The 18,811-nt window shown below is 58.0% G+C and carries 17 protein-coding genes and 1 pseudogene; 9 read left to right on the forward strand and 9 right to left on the reverse strand.

What is annotated here, in order from left to right:
* Positions 1-17: 17 nt before the first annotated feature.
* Genes MA884_RS02660 through choW form a run of 3 tightly spaced genes read right to left on the reverse strand, consistent with a single transcriptional unit; the run spans position 18 to position 3,055 of the window.
* On the reverse strand, positions 18-956 hold the full coding sequence (locus tag MA884_RS02660; RefSeq protein WP_256228888.1) for a LysR substrate-binding domain-containing protein: 939 nt from the start codon (positions 954-956) through the stop codon (positions 18-20).
* 30 nt (positions 957-986) lie between these two features.
* Positions 987-2,210 (reverse strand): choline ABC transporter ATP-binding protein, encoded by a 1,224-nt coding sequence (gene choV / locus MA884_RS02665; RefSeq protein ID WP_256228889.1) that lies wholly within the window; start codon positions 2,208-2,210, stop codon positions 987-989.
* Positions 2,207-3,055 carry a choline ABC transporter permease subunit gene (gene choW, locus MA884_RS02670; RefSeq protein ID WP_256228890.1) on the reverse strand — a complete coding sequence of 283 codons (849 nt, stop codon included), beginning with the start codon at positions 3,053-3,055 and terminating at the stop codon, positions 2,207-2,209. The genes choV and choW overlap by 4 nt, the downstream gene beginning before the upstream one ends.
* 457 nt (positions 3,056-3,512) lie before the next feature.
* Between choW and MA884_RS02675 the strand changes: the two genes are divergently transcribed.
* A complete protein-coding gene (locus MA884_RS02675; protein WP_256228891.1) occupies positions 3,513-4,217 on the forward strand; it encodes a TetR/AcrR family transcriptional regulator in 705 nt (234 codons plus the stop codon).
* Entirely contained in the window at positions 4,207-4,992 is a 786-nt protein-coding gene (locus MA884_RS02680; RefSeq protein ID WP_256228892.1) for a pyrroline-5-carboxylate reductase, read from the forward strand. The genes MA884_RS02675 and MA884_RS02680 overlap by 11 nt, the downstream gene beginning before the upstream one ends.
* A 340-nt stretch (positions 4,993-5,332) precedes the next feature.
* On the opposite strand, the gene MA884_RS02685 is transcribed toward MA884_RS02680, so the two are convergent.
* The 3 genes from MA884_RS02685 to MA884_RS02695 form a co-directional block, all read right to left on the reverse strand.
* Entirely contained in the window at positions 5,333-5,716 is a 384-nt protein-coding gene (locus MA884_RS02685) for a VOC family protein (protein ID WP_256228893.1), read from the reverse strand.
* Positions 5,717-5,759: 43 nt separating this feature from the next.
* Complete coding sequence (locus tag MA884_RS02690; protein ID WP_256228894.1) at positions 5,760-6,884, reverse strand: S-(hydroxymethyl)glutathione dehydrogenase/class III alcohol dehydrogenase; 1,125 nt, start codon at positions 6,882-6,884, stop codon at positions 5,760-5,762.
* A gap of 202 nt (positions 6,885-7,086) precedes the next feature.
* Positions 7,087-9,123: an NADH:flavin oxidoreductase gene (locus MA884_RS02695; RefSeq protein ID WP_256228895.1), complete on the reverse strand. Its 2,037-nt coding sequence runs from the start codon at positions 9,121-9,123 to the stop codon at positions 7,087-7,089.
* Positions 9,124-9,334: 211 nt separating this feature from the next.
* Between MA884_RS02695 and MA884_RS02700 the strand changes: the two genes are divergently transcribed.
* The 7 genes from MA884_RS02700 (at position 9,335) to MA884_RS02730 (ending at position 15,422) form a co-directional block, all read left to right on the forward strand.
* Positions 9,335-10,084, forward strand: coding sequence for an electron transfer flavoprotein subunit beta/FixA family protein (locus MA884_RS02700; RefSeq protein WP_256228897.1), 750 nt, complete (start codon positions 9,335-9,337; stop codon positions 10,082-10,084).
* A complete protein-coding gene (locus MA884_RS02705; RefSeq protein ID WP_256228898.1) occupies positions 10,084-11,019 on the forward strand; it encodes an electron transfer flavoprotein subunit alpha/FixB family protein in 936 nt (311 codons plus the stop codon). Before MA884_RS02700 ends, MA884_RS02705 begins: the two co-directional genes overlap by 1 nt.
* Positions 11,020-11,219: 200 nt before the next feature.
* On the forward strand, positions 11,220-12,119 hold the full coding sequence (locus tag MA884_RS02710) for a glycine betaine ABC transporter substrate-binding protein (protein ID WP_256228899.1): 900 nt from the start codon (positions 11,220-11,222) through the stop codon (positions 12,117-12,119).
* Positions 12,120-12,177: 58 nt separating this feature from the next.
* Positions 12,178-13,206, forward strand: coding sequence for an Ldh family oxidoreductase (locus tag MA884_RS02715; protein ID WP_256228900.1), 1,029 nt, complete (start codon positions 12,178-12,180; stop codon positions 13,204-13,206).
* Positions 13,207-13,228: 22 nt separating this feature from the next.
* Positions 13,229-13,846: a dimethylsulfonioproprionate lyase family protein gene (locus MA884_RS02720; protein ID WP_256228901.1), complete on the forward strand. Its 618-nt coding sequence runs from the start codon at positions 13,229-13,231 to the stop codon at positions 13,844-13,846.
* A 51-nt stretch (positions 13,847-13,897) separates the two neighbouring features.
* Complete coding sequence (locus MA884_RS02725; protein WP_256228902.1) at positions 13,898-14,146, forward strand: ribbon-helix-helix protein, CopG family; 249 nt, start codon at positions 13,898-13,900, stop codon at positions 14,144-14,146.
* A gap of 286 nt (positions 14,147-14,432) precedes the next feature.
* Positions 14,433-15,422, forward strand: a complete 990-nt coding sequence (locus MA884_RS02730) for an isopenicillin N synthase family oxygenase (RefSeq protein WP_256228903.1) — start codon at positions 14,433-14,435, stop codon at positions 15,420-15,422.
* A gap of 78 nt (positions 15,423-15,500) precedes the next feature.
* On the opposite strand, the pseudogene MA884_RS02735 reads toward MA884_RS02730, so the two are convergent.
* The 3 genes and pseudogenes from MA884_RS02735 to dapA form a co-directional block, all read right to left on the reverse strand.
* A pseudogene (locus MA884_RS02735) lies at positions 15,501-16,493 on the reverse strand (GlxA family transcriptional regulator); the annotation flags it as partial.
* Between the two features lie 16 nt (positions 16,494-16,509).
* On the reverse strand, positions 16,510-17,838 hold the full coding sequence (locus MA884_RS02740) for an FAD-binding oxidoreductase (RefSeq protein WP_256228904.1): 1,329 nt from the start codon (positions 17,836-17,838) through the stop codon (positions 16,510-16,512).
* A 23-nt stretch (positions 17,839-17,861) separates the two neighbouring features.
* Positions 17,862-18,752, reverse strand: coding sequence for a 4-hydroxy-tetrahydrodipicolinate synthase (dapA, locus tag MA884_RS02745; RefSeq protein ID WP_256228905.1), 891 nt, complete (start codon positions 18,750-18,752; stop codon positions 17,862-17,864).
* Positions 18,753-18,811 lie beyond the last annotated feature (59 nt).

Consider the following 18,811-nt stretch of genomic DNA (forward strand, 5'->3'; position numbering starts at 1 on the left):
ATTTAAATTATTGATTATCAGTGAGTTATATAACTGTCATCGCGCAGCCAATCGACCAGTGCCTGGGTAATGGGCTCAAGCTTTCGACCGCTCGGAATCACCAGGTAATAAGCATCTTTGGGCTTGACCACGTAGGGCGTAATTCTGATCAGTTCACCACTGTTGAGCCGGTGCGCGATCAGCCGACTCCATCCCAGTGCAATGCCATGGCCTTGGATGGCCGCCTGGATCGCATCGTTGTAGGAACTGCAGCGGAATGAATAGTTGAGTTTGGGGCGCAGGTCGCCGAGCTCCCGGCACCAACGGTTCCAGGTCATCCAGCCTTCCAGGGTGGAGTCCGAATCAATCAGCGCCGTGTCCAAAAAATCGGTAACGGACGAAGGGGCCGCGTTGGCGGCAAGCCAGGCCGGCGAACAAACGGGAAACACTTCTTCATCGAACAGGAAAACCGAGCTGCCATCCTCCCATTTTCCATTGCCGAAACGGATGGCCAGGTCAACGTCATCCCGATATGAACTTGGCGAGATCTGCTGCGTCATCAAGCGCAATTTCAACTTCGGTTGCAGGGTGCGCAGAGCGATCAATCTGGGGAGTATCCTCAAGTGAGAAAACGCCTCCGTGCAGGCGATGGTGATCTCTTGCTCACCAATGCCCTCGGCAATTTTGTCGAAGACACTGGCCATGCGATGAATGGACTCGGAGACGACCAAGTGCAGGACATAGCCTTCGTGAGTCAACTTGATCGCCCGATGAAGTCGATGGAACAGCTTGGTCCCCAGGGTATCTTCCAACAACCGGATTTGTTTGCTGACGGCGGCCTGGGTCACGCCTAGTTCTTGGGCGGCCAGGGTGAAACTGGCCAGCCGCGCCACGGCTTCGAATTCCAGCAACGCCGTCATCGACGGTATCAACCGCCGATAGCCCTTGACCTTTTTATCGATATCGCTGGGTTGCATAGGTGTGCTCCAACGCCGTTGCCTGGCAAATCAAGCCACCGAAGATTCTCTTGCGGGTTCAGAAAGCGCGGGCTGCGACAGGTTGTGACCCAGCAGTGCCCGATACAGTTCACCGTCGCCCAATATGCCCAGGACAGTACCGGCCTCGTCCTGCACGATCAGGGGATGGCCCGTTTCGTAGCGAATTTTCAGGGCGTCGCGCATGGTAGTCGTCGACGGTACGCAAGTGGGCTGTCGAGCCAAGGTCTCGATTTGCTCGGTCGGATTCCATGATTGGACGTGTGCGGTTGTGGCGCCTTTTCGAGCGCTGGTCAAATGACGCTGCGGGTTCACCACCATCCACAGGTTTTGGGCCGTATCCAGGCAGTATTCGTCACGAGCGAAAACGCACTGGTCCAGCGAGGTCATCAAGCTTTTCGCACACAGCACATTCAACGGGTTGGTGTGGGCGACGAAGTTACGCACGTAGTCGTCGGCCGGATTCAGCACGATCTCTTCGGGTTTGCTGTACTGGATGATCTTGCCGTCTTTCATGATGGCGATGCGCGTGCCCAGCTTCAGGGCTTCGTCCAGGTCATGGCTGACGAACACGATGGTCTTGTGCAGCTTGCGCTGCAGATCGAGCAACTCGTCCTGCAAGCCTTGGCGGATCAACGGGTCGAGGGCGGAGAAGGGTTCGTCCATCAGCAGGATGTCGGCGTCCATCGCCAGGGCGCGGGCCAGGCCGACCCGTTGTTGCATGCCGCCAGACAACTCGTCAGGCTTCTTGTTGCGCCACTGGGTCAGGCCCACCAGCTCGAGTTTTTCATCCACCAGCTTCTTGCGTTCCTTTTCCGGTCGGCCCTGCATTTCCAAGCCGAGTCCGATGTTCTCGCGTACCGTCAACCAGGGCATCAGGGCGAACTTCTGGAACACCATGGCGATGCGTTTGGTGCGCATCATCTTCAGTTCGGCCGGGGTGCAGGAGGCGATGTCGATCTGTCGGCCTTCGTGCTCGACGAACAGCTTGCCGCGGCTGACGGTGTTCAGCCCGTTGATGCAGCGCAGCAGGCTGGATTTGCCTGAGCCTGACAGGCCCATCAGTACGCAAATCTCACCTTTGTTGATCTCCAGGTTGGCTTTCTCCACGCCGACGATCAAACCGGTTTTCTGAAGAATCTGCGGACGCGAAAAGCCTTGGTCGAGTAAATCCAGGGCAGGCTTGGGGCGGGCAGCGAAGATGACGTCGACGTCTTCAAAACGGATGATGCTCATGCGTCACCTCTTTTCACGGCTTCACGTTGTTTGCAGATTCGGTCGAGGATGATTGCCAGCAGCACGATCGCCAGGCCGGCTTCAAAACCCATCGAGATATCGGCGGTGTTCAAGGCGTTCACCACTGGCTTGCCCAAGCCGTCGGCGCCCACCAGTGCGGCGATCACCACCATCGACAATGACAGCATGATGCACTGGGTGATACCGGCGGCGATGCTGGGCATGGCATGGGGCAGTTCGATGCGCGCCAACAATTGGCGGCGCGAACAACCGAAGGCCTTGCCGGCATCCATCAACTCTTCGGGTACGTCACAGATGCCCAGGTAGGTCAGGCGAATAGGGGCGGCGATGGCGAACACCACCGTGGATATCAACCCTGGAACCACACCCAGGCCGAAGAGCGTCAGGGTAGGGATCAGATAGACGAAGGTGGGCACGGTCTGCATCAGGTCGAGGACTGGCCGCAAGATCGCATAGAACCAGGGTCGATGTGCCGCAACGATGCCCAGCGGTACGCCGATGACCACGCAGACGAGTGTGGCGAAGGACACTTGGGCGAGGGTCTCCATGGTCTCCTGCCAGTAGCCGAGATTGAATATCAGCAGGAACGAGAGGGCCACGAACAGGGTGAGGCTCACCTTGCGTTGGATGTAATAGGCAAGCAGGACAAATACAACGATCAACGCCAAGGGGTTGAACCAAAGGAGCGCGTTGGTCAATGCGGTGATGACGCCCGACAACGACAACGATATGGCGTCGAAAATACCGGCGCCATGTTGAGTCAACCATTCGACATACCGGGCCATGTGTTCGCCCAGTGGAAGCTTCTCTTGTGTAATCCACATATCACTAATCCGGCTGATGGAAAAAAATCGCACGCCAGCAACCGCCCGGGCGCAGCTTCGTGCGCCAGGTTTCCAGGCAACACAAAGCGACGGCGCGAGGCGTCGCGTAAGCAGTTATCGAAGTTTGGGCAGGGGATGAGTAACAGAAGACGTGTGTGTCAAAGCCAGTCGCCCCGGCTTTCTTTGGCCGGGTGTCGAGTGTCCTTCAGAGGTGTGCACTGCAAGATTCATGATGGCGGCTCGTTGTTGTTTTGGTTTGGAGTCCGTTGCCTGTGGGAGATAGTTATCCAGGTGCCTTTTGCTGACAAACCATTTTATGTCAGCGCCTCATGAGTTTTTATCACTAATGATTCACCCCTTCTCGGGCAGAAAAGTCAATCAAATGTACTTAGGTGTACATTTGACGGTCATACGAGTACATTCGCGTTACGCATTATTTTAAAGAAGGTAAGCAAAGATGCCCCAGGTAGGGAAGGCACGCGGCAAGGCCCAGGACGCAGGCTGGCGGGGCTCGCCGGAGGGCTGGCTGGAAGCGGCCTACGAGGCCCTGAAGGAGTCGGGCATCGATGCGGTTCGAGTCATGCCGCTGGCCAAGCGCCTGGGCTTGTCACGTACCAGCTTCTACTGGTTCTTCGAGGATCGCGAGCAACTGCTGGCGGCGTTGTTGTCTCGTTGGCGAGAGAACAATACGGGGGGCTTGATACGGCAATGTGAAAGCTATGCCGAAAGCATCTCCGAGGCGATCCTGAATGTGTTCGAGTGCTGGCTCAACCCACAATTGTTCGACTCGCAGTTCGAATTTGCCGTGCGCAGCTGGGCGCTGCAGTCCGCTGAAGTGGCCCAAGAGGTCGCTGCGGTAGACGAGCAGCGAATGAACGCCCTGGCGAACATGTTCAAGCGCTTTGGTTATGACAGCCAGGGGGCTGATACCCGGGCCCGAACGATTTATCTGACGCAGATCGGCTATATCACCATGAATACGAGTGAGCTGATTACCGTGCGTTTCCAGCGCATTCCTCATTACGTGAGCATCTTCACCGGCAAAGTCCCCAAGCAGCGTGAGCTGGACCGTTTCTATGGGAAGTTCGGCTATGCCGAAAAAGAGCCCGGGGTCTTTGTTCCGTTGACGGACACGTTCGAAGGCAATGGCGATGATCAATGAGACCGTGGGGATCATCGGTGGAACCGGTTGGCTGGGCGGTGCGATTGCCAAGGCGGTCTTGGCGAAGGGATTGGTGCCCTCGGGAAACCTGATCATTTCCAATCGCTCGGGAAACCACCCGTTGGTCCAACAAGGTGCCAGCCTGGTCACGGACAACCAGGACCTGGTGGATCGCAGCGCCGTCGTCATCATCGCAGTTCGCCCCGAGCAGTTCGCCAGCTTGAACATCAATGCGACGGGCAAAACCGTGATCTCCTTGATGGCCGGGATCACGGCACAGGCAATAGCTACACAGACCCTGGCTGCGGCAGTCGTACGGGCTATGCCCAATGCGGCGGTGGAAATCGAGCAGTCCTTTACGCCCTGGTATTGTTCGGGCGGGGTAGAGGCGACGACGAAAACCCTGGTGCAGCGCTTGTTTGAATGTGTGGGCACCGCTGCTGAAGTCCAGGAAGAAGACTTCATCGATTACCTCTCGGCACTCTCCGGCACCGGCCCGGCCTTTCCGGCCCTGTTGATGACGGCACTGGCCCATCAGGCGATGCTGGCCGGCATACCTGATGATATCGCGCAGCTTGCCGCGAAAAATGTCGTGGTCAACAGCAGCCAGTTGTTGGCCAACCGTGATGCACAGCAGATGATCGACGCTTTGGTGGCCTATCGCGGTGTAACGGCTGCCGCCTTGCAGGCGATGAGCCAGGGGCCTTTCGAAGAGCAGATTGGAAGGGCGTTGCAAGCAGGTGCCGCGGTGGCCCGCAAGGGGCTTCAAGCCTGATAAAACGATCGGGGTCGGGTAACGGCCACTACCGCATCGCGAGCAGGCTCGCTCCCACAGGAGAAACGCGGCCCACCCAAACCAGGCCGGCTGTCAGGCCGCCTCGCTTTTGATCTTGATCTGGGGCAAACCGAGCCTAAGCGAGGTGCCGAGTGGTGGGGCAAAGCGCTTTTGGTTACTTTTGGCAGGTCCGGCTCCCGGCTCTTCCAAAAGTGACCCGCTATCAGAGCGGAACCGCCAGCCGCGTTACCGCAGCAATGGATATTCACACCTCCCCCCCAAAAAAACGGCACTCCTCCAAAAACGAAAAGCGCCGTTTTCCTCAAGCCAACATCAAATCCTATTCAGCCTTGAAGCAATACACCGCCAGCTTGTTCCCATCCAGATCCCGAGCATAAGCCGCATAGGCATTGTCCGCCCAACCACGGGGGCCTGGCAGGCCTTCACATACGCCACCGTTCGCCAACGCAGCCGTATGGAACGCCAGAACCGCAGCACGGCTCGGTGCCTCGAAGCTCACCGTAACACCGTTACCAATGGTCGCCGCACTGCCATTGGCCGGGTTGAGTACAAAGAAGGATGGTTTGTCGACGCCCCAGATGGAGCCGGCTTCGTCGAGGTCGGCAACGCGTTTGAGGCCGATTTCTTTCAAGGTGACGTCATAAAACGCACGTGCTTTTGCCAGGTTGTTGGTGCCAACGGTGACATGGGTAAAAACGGACATCTTGGTTTCCTTTCTGTGGAGGTATTGGACTTTCGACCGCGTTTCAAAAGTGAATGACGGTACGAATGCTTTGCCCTGTGTGCATCAACTCGAAAGCCTCGTTGATCGCTTCCAGGGGCATGTTGTGGGTGATGAAGGTTTCCAGCGGGATTTCCCCGCGACCGGCCTTCTCCACATAACTGGGAAGCTCGGTGCGGCCCTTCACGCCGCCGAAGGCGCTGCCGCGCCATACACGACCGGTGACGAGCTGAAAGGGGCGGGTGCTGATTTCCTGGCCGGCACCGGCCACACCGATGATGATCGACTCGCCCCAACCCTTGTGGCAGCACTCCAGTGCCGCGCGCATCAACTGCACGTTGCCGACGCACTCGAACGAGTAATCCACGCCACCGTCGGTGAGTTCGACGATGACGTCCTGGATCGGCTTGTCATGTTCTTTGGGGTTGATGAAATCCGTTGCACCCAACGACAGGGCAACGTCGCGCTTGGCTGGGTTGATGTCGATGGCAAGGATGCGTCCAGCGTTGGCCATCTTTGCGCCGATGATCGCGGCCAGGCCGATACCGCCCAGGCCAAAGATCGCCACGCTGGCGCCAGCTTCGACTTTTGCCGTGTTGAGTACCGCGCCAATCCCTGTGGTCACTCCACAGCCGAGCAGGCAAACCTGATCCAGCGGCGCGTCTTTTGAAATCTTCGCCAGGGAGATTTCCGGCAGTACCGTGTATTCGGAAAAAGTCGAGCAGCCCATGTAATGGAACAACGGCTGGTCTTCATAGGAAAACCGCGAGGTACCGTCGGGCATCAAGCCTTTGCCCTGGGTGGCCCTGACAGCCTGGCAGAGGTTGGTCTTGCCCGAGAGGCAGAATTTGCATTGCCGGCATTCCGCCGTATAGAGCGGGATCACGTGGTCGCCGACTTGCAGCGACGTCACGCCTTCGCCGATGGACTCGACGATACCGCCACCTTCATGCCCCAGCACCGTGGGGAAAATGCCTTCAGGATCGCTGCCCGAAAGGGTGAAAGCGTCGGTATGGCAAACGCCAGTGGCGATGATGCGAACCCGGACTTCACCGGCCTTGGGCGGCGCCACATCGATGGTGACCAACCGCAACGGTTCATTGGGCGCGAATGCGACCGCAGCCCTTGATTTCAAGGTCTGTGCTGACATGGAAGAGCCTCGCTAATTGCAACGCAGTTGACTTGAGAGAACGATAAACCCGTGGCGAGGGAGCTTGCTCCCGCTGGGCTGCGCAGCAGACCCCTTTTTATGAGCGCTTCGCACTCAAGCAGGAGCAAGCTCCCTCGCCACGGGTTCATCGAACTCCTTAAATGCAACATCAGTCCCTGACCTTAAGATCAGGGACATGACCTCAGATGTCCTTGACCAGCCGCAGCGCATCGTAGATGGCCGCATGGGTATTGCGCGCCGACACCGCGTCGCCGATCCGGAACAACTGGAAACGGCCCTCTGGGTTGGTCACGATATTCTGGGTTTTCCCGGCGATCAGGTCGTGCTGTTCCACCGCGCCGTTATTGCTCGAATGCGGGCGCAATTCGAAGTACAAATCGTCCAGGGGCAGGGTGCCGTGGTTGACCACCACCTGATCGACCACGCGCTGCTTATGCACCTGGCCGTAATCGCTACCGAAGTTGGCCACCAACTGACCGTCGCGCTTCTCCACGGAATCGACCCGATAGGTGACCGTGAAGGTGACGTTCAGGTCTTGCAGGCTGCGCATGTAAGGCACCAGGTTCATCGCCATCACCTCCGGCGCAAACGACCGGTCCGGCGTGACGATTTCCAGTTTTGCACCGCTGTTGGCGATGACCTCGGCGGCCTGTAGCGCCGCGTGGTCGCCGGCGTCGTCGAAGATCAGCACGTTCTGGCCGGGCTTGACGTCGCCGGAAATGATGTCCCAGGTCGACACCACCAGTTCATTGCCGTGCTTGAGCACCTCGGTATGGGGCAAGCCGCCGGTGGCGACGATCACCACGTCCGGCGCCTCGGCCATGACGGTCTCGGCTTCGGCCCAGGTGTTGAAATGGAACTTCACGCCCAGGCGTTCGCACTGCGCCATGCGCCAGTCGATGATGCTGATCATCTCGCGCCGCCGCTCGCTCTGGGCAGTCAAGCGGATCTGCCCACCGGGCTGATCCGCCACTTCGAACACCGTGACGTCGTGGCCACGTTCACCAGCGACCCGTGCCGCCTCCAGGCCCGCCGGGCCGCTTCCGATTACCACCACCTTGCGCTTGACCGGCGCCTTGGGGATTTCGTGGGGCATGGTGGTTTCGCGGCCGGTGGCGGCGTTGTGGATGCAATACGCGGCGCCGCCCTGATAGATACGGTCCAGGCAATAGTTGGCGCCGACGCAGGGGCGGATTTCTTCTTCGCGCTTTTCGATGATCTTGCGCACGATGTGCGGATCGGTCATGTGCGCCCGGGTCATGCCGATCATGTCCACCTTGCCGGAGGCGATGGCGTGTCGCGCGGTGGCGACGTCCGGGATCTTGGCGGCATGGAACGTCGGGAAGCCGGTGGCCGAACGAATCTCTCCGGCAAAATCCAGGTGCGGTGAGTTGCGCATGCCCTGGATGGGGATTACGTCGGTGAGGCCGGCATCGGTATCGATGTGCCCGCGCACGACGTTGAGAAAGTCCACCAGCCCACTGTCCTTGAGCATGTGGGAGATCTGCAGGCCATCGCTGGCACCGAAGCCGCCGGGCAGGTCTTCATCGCCGGTGTAGCGCACCCCGAGCAGGAAATCCTCGCCACAACGCTGGCGAATGCCGCGTAACACATCAAACGTGAAGCGCATCCGGTTCTCCAGCGAACCACCATAGGGCCCATCGAGATCATTGGTCAGTGGCGACCAGAACTGATCCATGAGATGCCCGTAAGCCTGCAGCTCCAGACCGTCAAGACCGGCAGCCTTCATGCGTTCGGCGGCGTCCACGTAGTCCTTGATGATCCGGTCGATGTCCCATTCTTCCATTTTTTTCGGGAAGGCCCGGTGGGACGCTTCGCGACGATGGGAAGGCGATACGACTGGGAGCCAGTCGGCCTTGTCCCAGCGGGTTCGGCGTCCCAGGTGGGTCAGTTGAATCATCACCGCGGCGCCGTGTTCGTGGCACTCGTCGGTCAGGTCTTTCATCCATTTGACCACTTCGTCCTTGTACGCCAGCACGTTGTTGAACACCGGCGGGCTGTCCCGGGAAACGGCGGCGGAGCCCGCCGTCATGGTCAGTGCCACACCGGCCTTGGCGCGTTCAACGTGGTAGGCGCGGTACAGATCCTTCGGCATGCCGTCGACAGGATAAGCGGGCTCATGGGAGGTGGTCATGATCCGGTTTTTGAGGGTCAGGTGTTTGATCTTATAGGGCTGCAGCAGAGGATCGCTGGACATGGTGTTGCGCTCCGGGAACAGAACATCAGGCTTGGTTTGACATAACGGTATGTCGAATGTTCATGTGTGTCAACGATTGAGACACCTGTGTACATTTTTCTTGCGCGGCGGAAAAACCAGGATTACCATCCAGTCGAAACAGGGGTAATCCGGCGTATCCGGTCGGTCATCCCGCATCGATCCAGAGTGCAAGGGGGCTATGCAAAGAACTATGAAAGTGCTCGTTGCGGTAAAACGCGCCATCGACCCGAATGTGAAAGTCCGGGTGAAAGCCGACGGTTCAGACGTTGAGCTAAATGGCGTGAAGATGGCCTTGAACCCTTTCTGCGAGATCGCAGTGGAGGAGGCGATTCGCCTCAAGGAAAAGGGGCTGGTATCCGAAGTGGTGGTGGTCTCGGTGGGTACTTCGGCCGCGCAGGAACAACTGCGCACGGCATTGGCACTCGGTGCGGACCGGGCGCTGCTGGTCGAGACAAGTTCGCTACTCGAGCCGCTCAACGTCGCCAAGTACCTGAGCAAAGTGATCGATAAGGAAAAGCCGCAATTGATCCTGTTCGGCAAACAGGCGATCGACCAGGAGAACAACCAGGTCGGGCAAATGGTCGCGCAGTTGATCGGCAGCGGTCAGGCCACTTACGCCTCGGCAATCAATCACGTCGACGGGCAATGGGTCGTCGAGCGTGAGGTCGACGGTGGCAGCCAGGTGGTCGCCCTCACAATGCCGGCCGTAGTGACGTGTGACTTGCGCCTGAATCAACCGCGCTACGCCTCGTTGCCGAACATCATGAAAGCCAAGAAAAAACCGCTGGAAATCATCGCCGTTGACACTTTGGGCGTGAGCGTGAAGGAACATGCTCGATTGTTAGGGGTTGTCCCGCCTGCGGTGCGCAAAGCGGGCATCAACGTCGGTTCGGTGGCCGAGCTGGTGGATAAACTGAAAAACGTTGCGGGGGTGATTTGATGCGTACATTGGTGATCGCCGAGCACAGTGCCGGTCAGCTCGCGGCAGGTACGTGGAGTGCCGTGACCGCCGCCATGGCCCTGGGTGCCGAGACGGATTTGCTGGTGATGGGCGGGACGGACGCATCGGCAGTGGCGCAACAGGCGGCGTTGACCCAGGGGCTGGACCGGGTGCTGCTCGCACAAGGGGCGATGTTCGAAAACGCCCTGGCTGAAAATACCCAGCCGCTGATCACTTCACTGGTGGCCGAGGGGTATACGCACGTCGTTGCCGACGCCAGCAGCATGGGCCGCAATGTGTTGCCGCGGGTCGCGGCCAGCCTGGATGTCGGCATGCTGTCCGACGTCATCCAGATCGTCTCGGCGGACACCTTCCAGCGTCCCATTTATGCCGGTAATGCCATCGCCACGGTGCAGTCCCTTGACCCGATCAAGTTGCTTACCGTTCGTGCCTCGGCGTTCGCCCAGGCTTTGTCCCATGAGCAGCGCTGCGAAGTGGTGGCGGTGGAGGGCGGGCAAAGTGCAAGCAACGTGCGCTTTGTGAGCGAACAACTGACGGCCAGCGAAAGGCCCGACCTGTCGAGCGCTCGGGTCGTCGTGTCCGGTGGCCGCGGGATGCAGAGCAAAGAAAATTTCGCCCTGATCGAGCGGGTGGCGGACAAGCTGGGTGGTGCCGTAGGAGCCTCGCGTGCCGCGGTGGATTCGGGGTTTGCCCCCAACGATTTGCAGGTCGGGCAGACCGGGAAAATCGTCGCGCCAGAGCTTTACATCGCCGCGGGTATCAGCGGCGCCATTCAGCATTTGGCGGGCATGAGCGGTTCAAAGGTCATTGTTGCGATCAACCAGGACGCCGAGGCGCCGATTGCCCAAGTGGCGGATTACATGTGGGTGGCGGATTTGTTCGAGGCCTTGCCGGCGCTCGAAAAAGCATTGTGAGTGTTTGCATTCATGAGTTCCGCCAAAGGGCGGAGGAGGGCTGAACCACCGGAATACATGAAGGGTTTCCCATAGCTAGATTTTATCCATGCACAACATAAGATCCCTCGAGGGTGTAATGGCTCTCTGCTTTGATGAGGGAACGTAAATTCTTCTGCTGCCCTGCCAATAACTATTCATACAGTACGCGGAGATGCACCATGATTACGTTATCCAGTAAAACTTGTATCGGCTGGCTTGCAGGCCTGGCGATAGCTGCCGGTAGTCTGACGGCTCACGCCGAGGAACCCACGCCTATCCGTATTGGATGGGTGAATTGGTCGGATACGGAAATCGCTGTAAAGCTGGCAGATACGGCATTGCGCGAGCACTTGAAGCAACCGGTCAAATTGGTACTCGCCGATATTGGCATTCAGTTCCAGGCCCTGGCTAACGGCAATATCGACTTGATTCCGATGGTCTGGCTGCCGAGCACTCACAAAGCGTTCTACGATAAGTACAAAGACAAGCTCGAAGACCTCGGCGTGCTGTATGAAGGTCGGATCGGCATGGCGGTGCCAACGTCCATTCCGACCAGCGAGATCGCCAGTGTCGAAGACCTCAACAAGCCTGAAGTACGGGAAAAACTCGGTGGCAAGATCCTGACGTCGGAAGTGGGCAATGGTCAGTACAAACTGACGGAAAAGGCCATCAAGGAATATAAGCTTGATGGTTATAAAATGGTCGCCTCTTCAGAGTCCGGGATGTTGAGCGAGCTGGATCGCAACATCAAGCGTGACAAATGGTCGTTGATCAACGCTTGGAGCCCGCACTGGATGTTTGCCAAGTGGCCGCTGCGCTACCTGGATGATCCGAAGCAGATTTTCGGTGGTGCTGAGCAAATCCATGCGGTTGCTCGCAAAGGTTTCAGCGCCGAGCATCCTGATGTCGCTCGGTTCTTCTCCAACTTCAAGATCCCCAAGGCTGACCTTGAGAAGTTGATGTCGACCGCCCGCGACAGTTCGGCAGACAAGGTCGTTGCAGAGTACTACGCCGCCAACAAGCCTCGTTTCGAGGCGATGTTCGGCAGCCAGACTGCTTCCGCGACACCGTCCCAGTAAGGGCCGTTGCTATCCAATAGTTGTGTTGCCGTCCGGTGCCCGTGGTGAAGGGCATCGGATGCATCGAACGAATATTCAGGCGATACCCTTGAAGACCACAACTTATCGTCGCTTTACCGTTGATGAAGCGATCGACTGGGTGACGCATCTCTGCGAAGCGAAAGGCTGCTCAGCCGCGGTTGCCGCCTCATTGGCCCACGCCACCGTGGCTGCGCAAGCGCGTGGTAACCAGGCCGTGGGGTTTCGGCACCTCGCCGATTACCTTCCGGGCTTTTCTTCCGGACGCATCAATCCACGTGCCGAGCCACGCATCTCCCGCGCTGGCGCGATGATCTTCAAGTCCGATGCCCGAGGCGGAATTGCCCAGCTTGGCGTAGATCGATGCTTCGATTCGCTATGCCATGCCGCGCACGCCAATGGCATGGCCGCGCTGAGCCAGTGCAACAGTTTCACCAGCGGCGAACTGGGTGACTACACGTTGCGGTTTGCGCAGGCCGGGCTGATTGCATTGGCGGTCGCAAACGGGCCGGCGTTGGTCGCCGTTCCTGGCGCCAAGAGCAAGACCTACTCGACCAATCCGCTTTCATTTGCCGCGCCCTCAGCCGATGGTATCCCTTTGCTGTTCGATCAGGCGTGCAGTGCCGCGGCGTTCGTGAATATCGCCCACGCCGCTTCGACGGGCAGCGATATTCCTGAGGGCTGGGCGGTGGACCAGGATGGCAACGGAACACGCAATGCCCTGGCGGCGTTGAGCGGTGCGCTGCTGCCTTTTGGTGGCCATCGTGGGGCCAATCTGATGCTCATGGTCGAGGTCCTGGCGGCGGGGCTCACGGGCGCCAACTGGTCGTTGGATGCGCCGGATTTCCATCAAGGAGCCCAGACGCCTGGCTGTGGCCTGTTGATCCTGGTCTTGGCGCCGGAATTTTTTGCCACGGGATTCGAACAGCGACTTTCAAGTCAACTGTCCCGCCTGACGCAGATGGGCGTCCACAGGCCAGGATGGGAGCGGCAACACTCAATGATCAACGCGCAGAATGATGGGATCAGTGTTCCTGTTGACCTGTTGGGACAGCTGAGCCGTCTATAAGCCAATGGGATCGAAAACGATGATGAACAGCACTGAAGATCCATCGTGGGATCAGGACATTATCCGCAGCGGCGACTTGCTCAGGCGTTCGCTGCAGAGCGTCCTGTCAGGCAATGCCAGCGATACGGCGCAAGCACATATCGCATCTCTTGCTACGGCCCAATGGACGATCAGGAAGACGGCGGAAACTTCAAATGTGCTGCCGGGTTTCCTGGAGGGGCATTTATCCGAAGCGCTCGGCGCTGCGCCAAGAACCAATGAGCATTTGGTGTCGATACACAATGCGTTAGGCACGCTCTTGCCCCATGTCACCTGGATAAACCGCCAAGCCCGGGCTGGCCAGGACAGCGCTTTCGTGGAGCGGCATCGCCACGGGATGATCGCCGGCCCGGGAGGGTTATTTGAATGCTCCACCTTGACCTTGGGGTTGGCGCTGATGATGCCCGAGACCTGCTACCCCTATCACCAACACCCGCCTGCCGAGTTCTACCTCGTTCTGTCGCCGGGGGACTGGTATCGGGAGGACGTGGGCTGGTGGAGCCCCGGGTCAGGAGGTTTGGTTTTCAACCCGCCATCGTGTGTCCATGCAATGAAGTCGACGGATGTTCCACTTCTGGCATTGTGGGGCCTGATGCATTAATGCCTCGTTATAAGAGTAAATGAACCCGGGTAGCGATTGAGAGGATGAGATATGGCGGTTACCACGCAGGGCATCAAGTTGGATGAAGAAACGCGGGCCAGGCTGAAGTCTGCGTCGGCTAAGTTGGACCGAACCTCCCATTGGTTCATGAGGAAAGCCATTCTGAATTTTATTGAAAAAGTGGAGGCCGGGGCTGGCATCGAAGAGCTTATAGCGGTCGATTTTTTGGAAAAGGATACGAGGCGCCACAGCATCGCACGACGACTTCGCAAAGATTGCAGTACCGATGAAATGGTTTGATGACATAAATGCATACCCTGGGTCTGCCAAGTGGGGCGATGACTGACGAGATCTGACTTAAACAAACCATGAACTGCCAGGCATATAACATCGAAAGTTATAGGCATGGTTTTATTCTAATGATTGATTTTTTCTCATGAATATTGAATGAAAAATGGTTTGTTCGTGCCTGTTCAGTCCTGAACAATGACTTCAGCATACGAGGTCAAGATGAACACGCTTGATCCCAAAAGCTACAACTCGCTTCAGGATAATTAAACACGGCGCTTTCGTTGAGGATCGACCGATGGTTCAGATGACCGATACCCGGCTTGCAAGCAAACAGACCGCATTCGAAGAAATTCCCTTTATTGACATCGCACCGTTACTCGACGGGAGCAACCCGCGAAAAGTCTCGCGCCAGATTGGCGAAACGTGTGAGAAAGTCGGTTTTTTCTATATTAAGAATCATGGCGTTTCGCGCGCATTGATCGACGCGATGTATGCTCAGACGAAAAGCTTCTTTGCCATGCCTTTTGATAAAAAAAATAAGATGAATGTGGTCAATTCAGGTCCCACGCTTCGCGGCTACATTCCCATGTACGCGGAAAACGTCGATCCGGAAAACACCCGCGATTTCAAGGAATGCTTCGACTACGGCGCCCACTACGACGAAGTGTCGCCTTTCTTCGGAGCGAACTTGATGCCGACCGAGCTTCCGAAGTTTTCGGATGTCTGTGACGCCTACCATGGTGCGATGCTTGACTTGGCGCGCAAGCTCATCAGTGCCATTGCACTGAGCCTCGATCTGCCAGTGGACTACTTTGAAAAACTGCAACGCAAACCGATCACTATCCAGCGCTTGTTGCACTACCCCTCGCAGAGTGGCGAAATTTCACAAAAGGAAATCGGGATTGGAGCACATACGGACTATGGTTTTCTGACGATCCTTTTCCAGGACAAGGTCGGAGGCTTGCAAGTACGCAATCGCGCGGGTGAATGGGTAAGCGCCCCACCGGTGGAAGATACGTTCATTGTCAACATCGGTGACCTGGTGCAAACCCTGACGAATGATCGCTACACGTCGACGATGCACCGCGTCATCAATACCAGCGGTGTCGAACGGTATTCCATTCCATTCTTCATCGACTTGGACTTCGATGCGACTGTCGAGACCGTGGCGACGTGCATCAACGTCAGCAACCCGGCCAAATACACGCCCTACACCTGCGGACAACACAAATACAGTCGCTTTGTCGCCAGCTACACTCACCTGCAGGCTGTCGAGGCCGTCTAACGCTAACCATGGGTGGAGCCCGGGACAATCACCGTCTGCGTAGAGACGGTGATTGTCCCGGGGGGGTGACTACCTATAGGTATACGACGGAGTACGTTCATCGCGAGGTGTTACACCGAAGTGCCCGCGATAGCTTCTGGTGAACTGTGCAGCTGAACCAAAGCCGCACAGCGTGCCTATTTTCAGGACGGGCGATGAGGTCTGCTTCAACAACTGTTGTGCCCGGACTAAACGCAGCTTGAGGTAATAGCGCGCCGGAGAAAGGTCCAAATACTTATGAAACAGTCTCTCCAGCTGGCGACGTGAAACGCCTACCTTGAATGCCAGCGCATTGAGCTCGAGGGGCGCACCCAGATTGGCCTCCATCAACAGGATGGCCGCTTGTAGCCTGGGTTGATTTTCGCCAAGTGTATGCTTGAGCGGTATCCGTTGGTGGTCCTGATCATCTCGCATGCGTTCGTACATGAACATATCGGAGATTGCGGCTGCCAGTTCACGACCGTGTTCGCTCCTGATCAAGTGCAACATCATGTCCATTGGCGCCGTGCCGCCGGCAGAGGTCAAGTGATTTCTATCGATGGAGAACAGGTGTGAAGTGGTCTCTGCTCCAGGAAAGGCTTCGCGCATCGCCGCCAGGCATTGCCAATGAACACTGCACCTATGCCCCTCCAGCAGTCCGGCCTTGGCCAAGGCCCAGCTTCCTGTGCAGATGGCACCCAGTCGGACGCCCAGGTGGGCCTGGTGTCGTAACCAAAGCACCTGTTCATGGCTTACGCTGTTCTGAATACCCATTCCACCGCACACGATCACGGTACTTAACGCCGAGGCATCTTCCATTTTCGCGTCGGGCGTTATTTGCAAGCCGGCACTGGCACGCACAGGTTTTGCGTCCTTGCCCAGGGTGAGCCATCGATACAACTCTCTGCCGGAGAGTTGATTGGCCATGCGCAAGGGTTCTATGGCCGATGCCAGCGAGATGAACGTGAAATCATCCAACAAAAGGAATCCGATGGATCGTGGGGCAGGGCCCTGCGAAGTAGACACGGTATTGTGCTCCTCTTGGGGGCATATCCAAGCGTTCAGGCAATCAGAGTTCCGCACCTGCCTGCCACTCCTTCCAGGCAATGGAAGAGCGCAGCCCCAGGCCCAGGAAAGGTTCCGGGGGATTCCAGCAGGGGTCGGGTTGATCGAGCATGATGTCCAGCAGCTCACTGTCCATTCCCACGGCGTATTCGGCGATCAGTTTGCCTGCCACGGTGCTGCGGGTCAGGCCCAAGCCGTTGCAGCACACGGCGCTGAACACGTCCGGGGCGATCTCGCCGAAGACCGATCCGGAGTTGCGCGAAATGCACAGCGCGCCGCCCCAGGTGTATTCGAACTGCACGCCCGGCAACATTGGAAAACGTGCCTCGAAGGAATGGCAGTGAGCGCGGCGTACACGCTCAAGCGTACGGGGACTCGCTGCCAGGCGAGGGTTGTAAGTGAAAGAGTTGCGGATGCAAATCCGGCCATTGGCGAGCCTGCGCACGGTGGTGCCCAGCGGGTCAGCGGGAATGAGCCCCCAGCTTTGCTCGCCGCCCAGGCGGGCCTGCTCCTCGGCGGTCAGCTCTCGGGTCAGGCTGGCGTAGGTGTAGACGGGCAGCAACCGACCCTTGAGCCCCAGCTGGCCGAACGGTGCCGCGTAGGCATTGTTGGCCATGACCATGCGTGGTGCCGAAAGCACGCCTTGGGCGGTCGTCAGCGCATGAGGTTTGCCAAGCTCAATGTTCAATACCGGGCTGTCTTCATACAACGTGACGTTCACCGGCAACGATTGCGCCAGGCCCCTGCATAACGCGGCGGGTTGAACGAGTACGCAACCGGGGGCATGCAGCCCCGATTTGTAGAAGTTGGTACCGGTGATCGCTTTCATCCGCGCGGCATCGAGCATCGTGTAGGGCTCCCCCAATTCGCTCAGCCCTTTGGCAAAGGACTCAAGTGCGGCGATGCCTTGCGGATTGACGGCGCCATGCAACTTGCCCTGCTCGCGCCAATCACACTCGATGCCTTCGCGCTGGACGATCTGGCGCATGAAATCGATGCCGCCACGGCTCAACCGAATGATTCGCTGGTCGGCGGTCCGGTCGGAGGTGTAACTGTGGGACGTCAGGTCATGGGGCAAGTCCACCATGAAGCCGGAGTTGCGTCCGGCCGCACCGAAACCGACTCGCTTGGCGTCGATCAACGCAATCGACGCCTCGGGTAGAAGTTCGGCCAGTCTCCGGGCGGCAGCCAAACCCGCCAGGCCTGCGCCGAGCACCGCCCAGTCGGCCCTGACGGCGCCTTTGAGCAGGTTGGCGGGGGCGGGCGGTGGCAGCGTTTCGTACCAACCGGGTTGACCATCGTTTTGAGGTAGGAAATTACACTGAAGCTGCATGGCAAGCGTCTCCGCCGTATGGGTCAGGCGCGATGAGCCGTCAGCTGTTCATAAACAATCTTGAATGCGCTTTTCTCTGCGTCGCTGAGCGGTTGCAAAGGCAGGCGGGTCACACCCACCGGCTGGCCGGCCAATTCGCAGCCGTGTTTGATGTACTGGCAGAACTTGCCGCCTTGTTCGAGCAGGTTGAGCATCGGCAGCAACCGGGTAGCCAGTTCCCGACCTTTGATCATGTCCTTTTCCACGACACACGCCTGGTACAGTGCAACATGTTCTGGCGCAAGGAAGTTGGACGCGCCAGCGACCCAGCTGCGGGCGCCCCAGGTGAAAAATTCCAGCACCTGGTCGTCCATGCCGCAGCTCACTTGCAGCTGATCAGTGTGTTCGTTGAGCAGCCCGTGCATGCGTTCAATCGAGCCGGTGCTTTCCTTGATGGCCTGGAAGTTGGGGCGGCCCTTGAGCCCGTTGATGAACGCCCACGACATTTCAGTCCCGGTCCGGGCCGGAAAGTTGTAGAGCATGATGGGCATGTCGAGCGCGTCATCGACGCTCAAGGCATGGATCAGCAGTTCTTGTTGCGTCGGTTGGCAGTAGTAGGGCGCGGCAAGAAGAATGGCATTGAAGCCCACTTTTTTTGCATGAAGGCCCAGCGTGAGGCTTTCCTGGGTGGTGGTGGCGTTGATACCCGCCATCAAGGGAATACGCGATTTGGCGTAGTCGGCGATGAAATCGAAAAGCGCCAGCCGTTCATCGTGGGACAAGGCATAGTATTCGCCCGTCGTACCACCGACGATCAGGCCATGCACACCTTGTTCGATAAGTGAGTCAATGATGTTTTCCAGCGACCTGAAGTCCACGGAACCCGAAGTATTAAAGGGAGTTACAACGGGAGTCCACACGCCATCGAAGTTCATACAGTGCCCTGTTATTAAAATAGTTTGCGGTTTTGGTTCGTATGCAGATTACGGGGGGC

Origin of the sequence: Pseudomonas sp. Q11, from assembly GCF_024494355.1 — a bacterium.
Taxonomy (GTDB): Bacteria; Pseudomonadota; Gammaproteobacteria; order Pseudomonadales; family Pseudomonadaceae; genus Aquipseudomonas; species Aquipseudomonas hefeiensis.

Bases quoted from the DNA above. Each gene is read 5' to 3' on its own strand.
- MA884_RS02660 (WP_256228888.1), bottom strand. From the start codon at position 956: ATGCAACCCAGCGATATCGATAAAAAGGTCAAGGGCTATCGGCGGTTG.
- choV (WP_256228889.1), bottom strand. From the start codon at position 2,210: ATGAGCATCATCCGTTTTGAAGACGTCGACGTCATCTTCGCTGCCCGC.
- choW (WP_256228890.1), bottom strand. From the start codon at position 3,055: ATGTGGATTACACAAGAGAAGCTTCCACTGGGCGAACACATGGCCCGG.
- MA884_RS02675 (WP_256228891.1), top strand. From the start codon at position 3,513: ATGCCCCAGGTAGGGAAGGCACGCGGCAAGGCCCAGGACGCAGGCTGG.
- MA884_RS02680 (WP_256228892.1), top strand. From the start codon at position 4,207: ATGATCAATGAGACCGTGGGGATCATCGGTGGAACCGGTTGGCTGGGC.
- MA884_RS02685 (WP_256228893.1), bottom strand. From the start codon at position 5,716: ATGTCCGTTTTTACCCATGTCACCGTTGGCACCAACAACCTGGCAAAA.
- MA884_RS02690 (WP_256228894.1), bottom strand. From the start codon at position 6,884: ATGTCAGCACAGACCTTGAAATCAAGGGCTGCGGTCGCATTCGCGCCC.
- MA884_RS02695 (WP_256228895.1), bottom strand. From the start codon at position 9,123: ATGTCCAGCGATCCTCTGCTGCAGCCCTATAAGATCAAACACCTGACC.
- MA884_RS02700 (WP_256228897.1), top strand. From the start codon at position 9,335: ATGAAAGTGCTCGTTGCGGTAAAACGCGCCATCGACCCGAATGTGAAA.
- MA884_RS02705 (WP_256228898.1), top strand. From the start codon at position 10,084: ATGCGTACATTGGTGATCGCCGAGCACAGTGCCGGTCAGCTCGCGGCA.
- MA884_RS02710 (WP_256228899.1), top strand. From the start codon at position 11,220: ATGATTACGTTATCCAGTAAAACTTGTATCGGCTGGCTTGCAGGCCTG.
- MA884_RS02715 (WP_256228900.1), top strand. From the start codon at position 12,178: ATGCATCGAACGAATATTCAGGCGATACCCTTGAAGACCACAACTTAT.
- MA884_RS02720 (WP_256228901.1), top strand. From the start codon at position 13,229: ATGAACAGCACTGAAGATCCATCGTGGGATCAGGACATTATCCGCAGC.
- MA884_RS02725 (WP_256228902.1), top strand. From the start codon at position 13,898: ATGGCGGTTACCACGCAGGGCATCAAGTTGGATGAAGAAACGCGGGCC.
- MA884_RS02730 (WP_256228903.1), top strand. From the start codon at position 14,433: ATGGTTCAGATGACCGATACCCGGCTTGCAAGCAAACAGACCGCATTC.
- MA884_RS02740 (WP_256228904.1), bottom strand. From the start codon at position 17,838: ATGCAGCTTCAGTGTAATTTCCTACCTCAAAACGATGGTCAACCCGGT.
- dapA (WP_256228905.1), bottom strand. From the start codon at position 18,752: ATGAACTTCGATGGCGTGTGGACTCCCGTTGTAACTCCCTTTAATACT.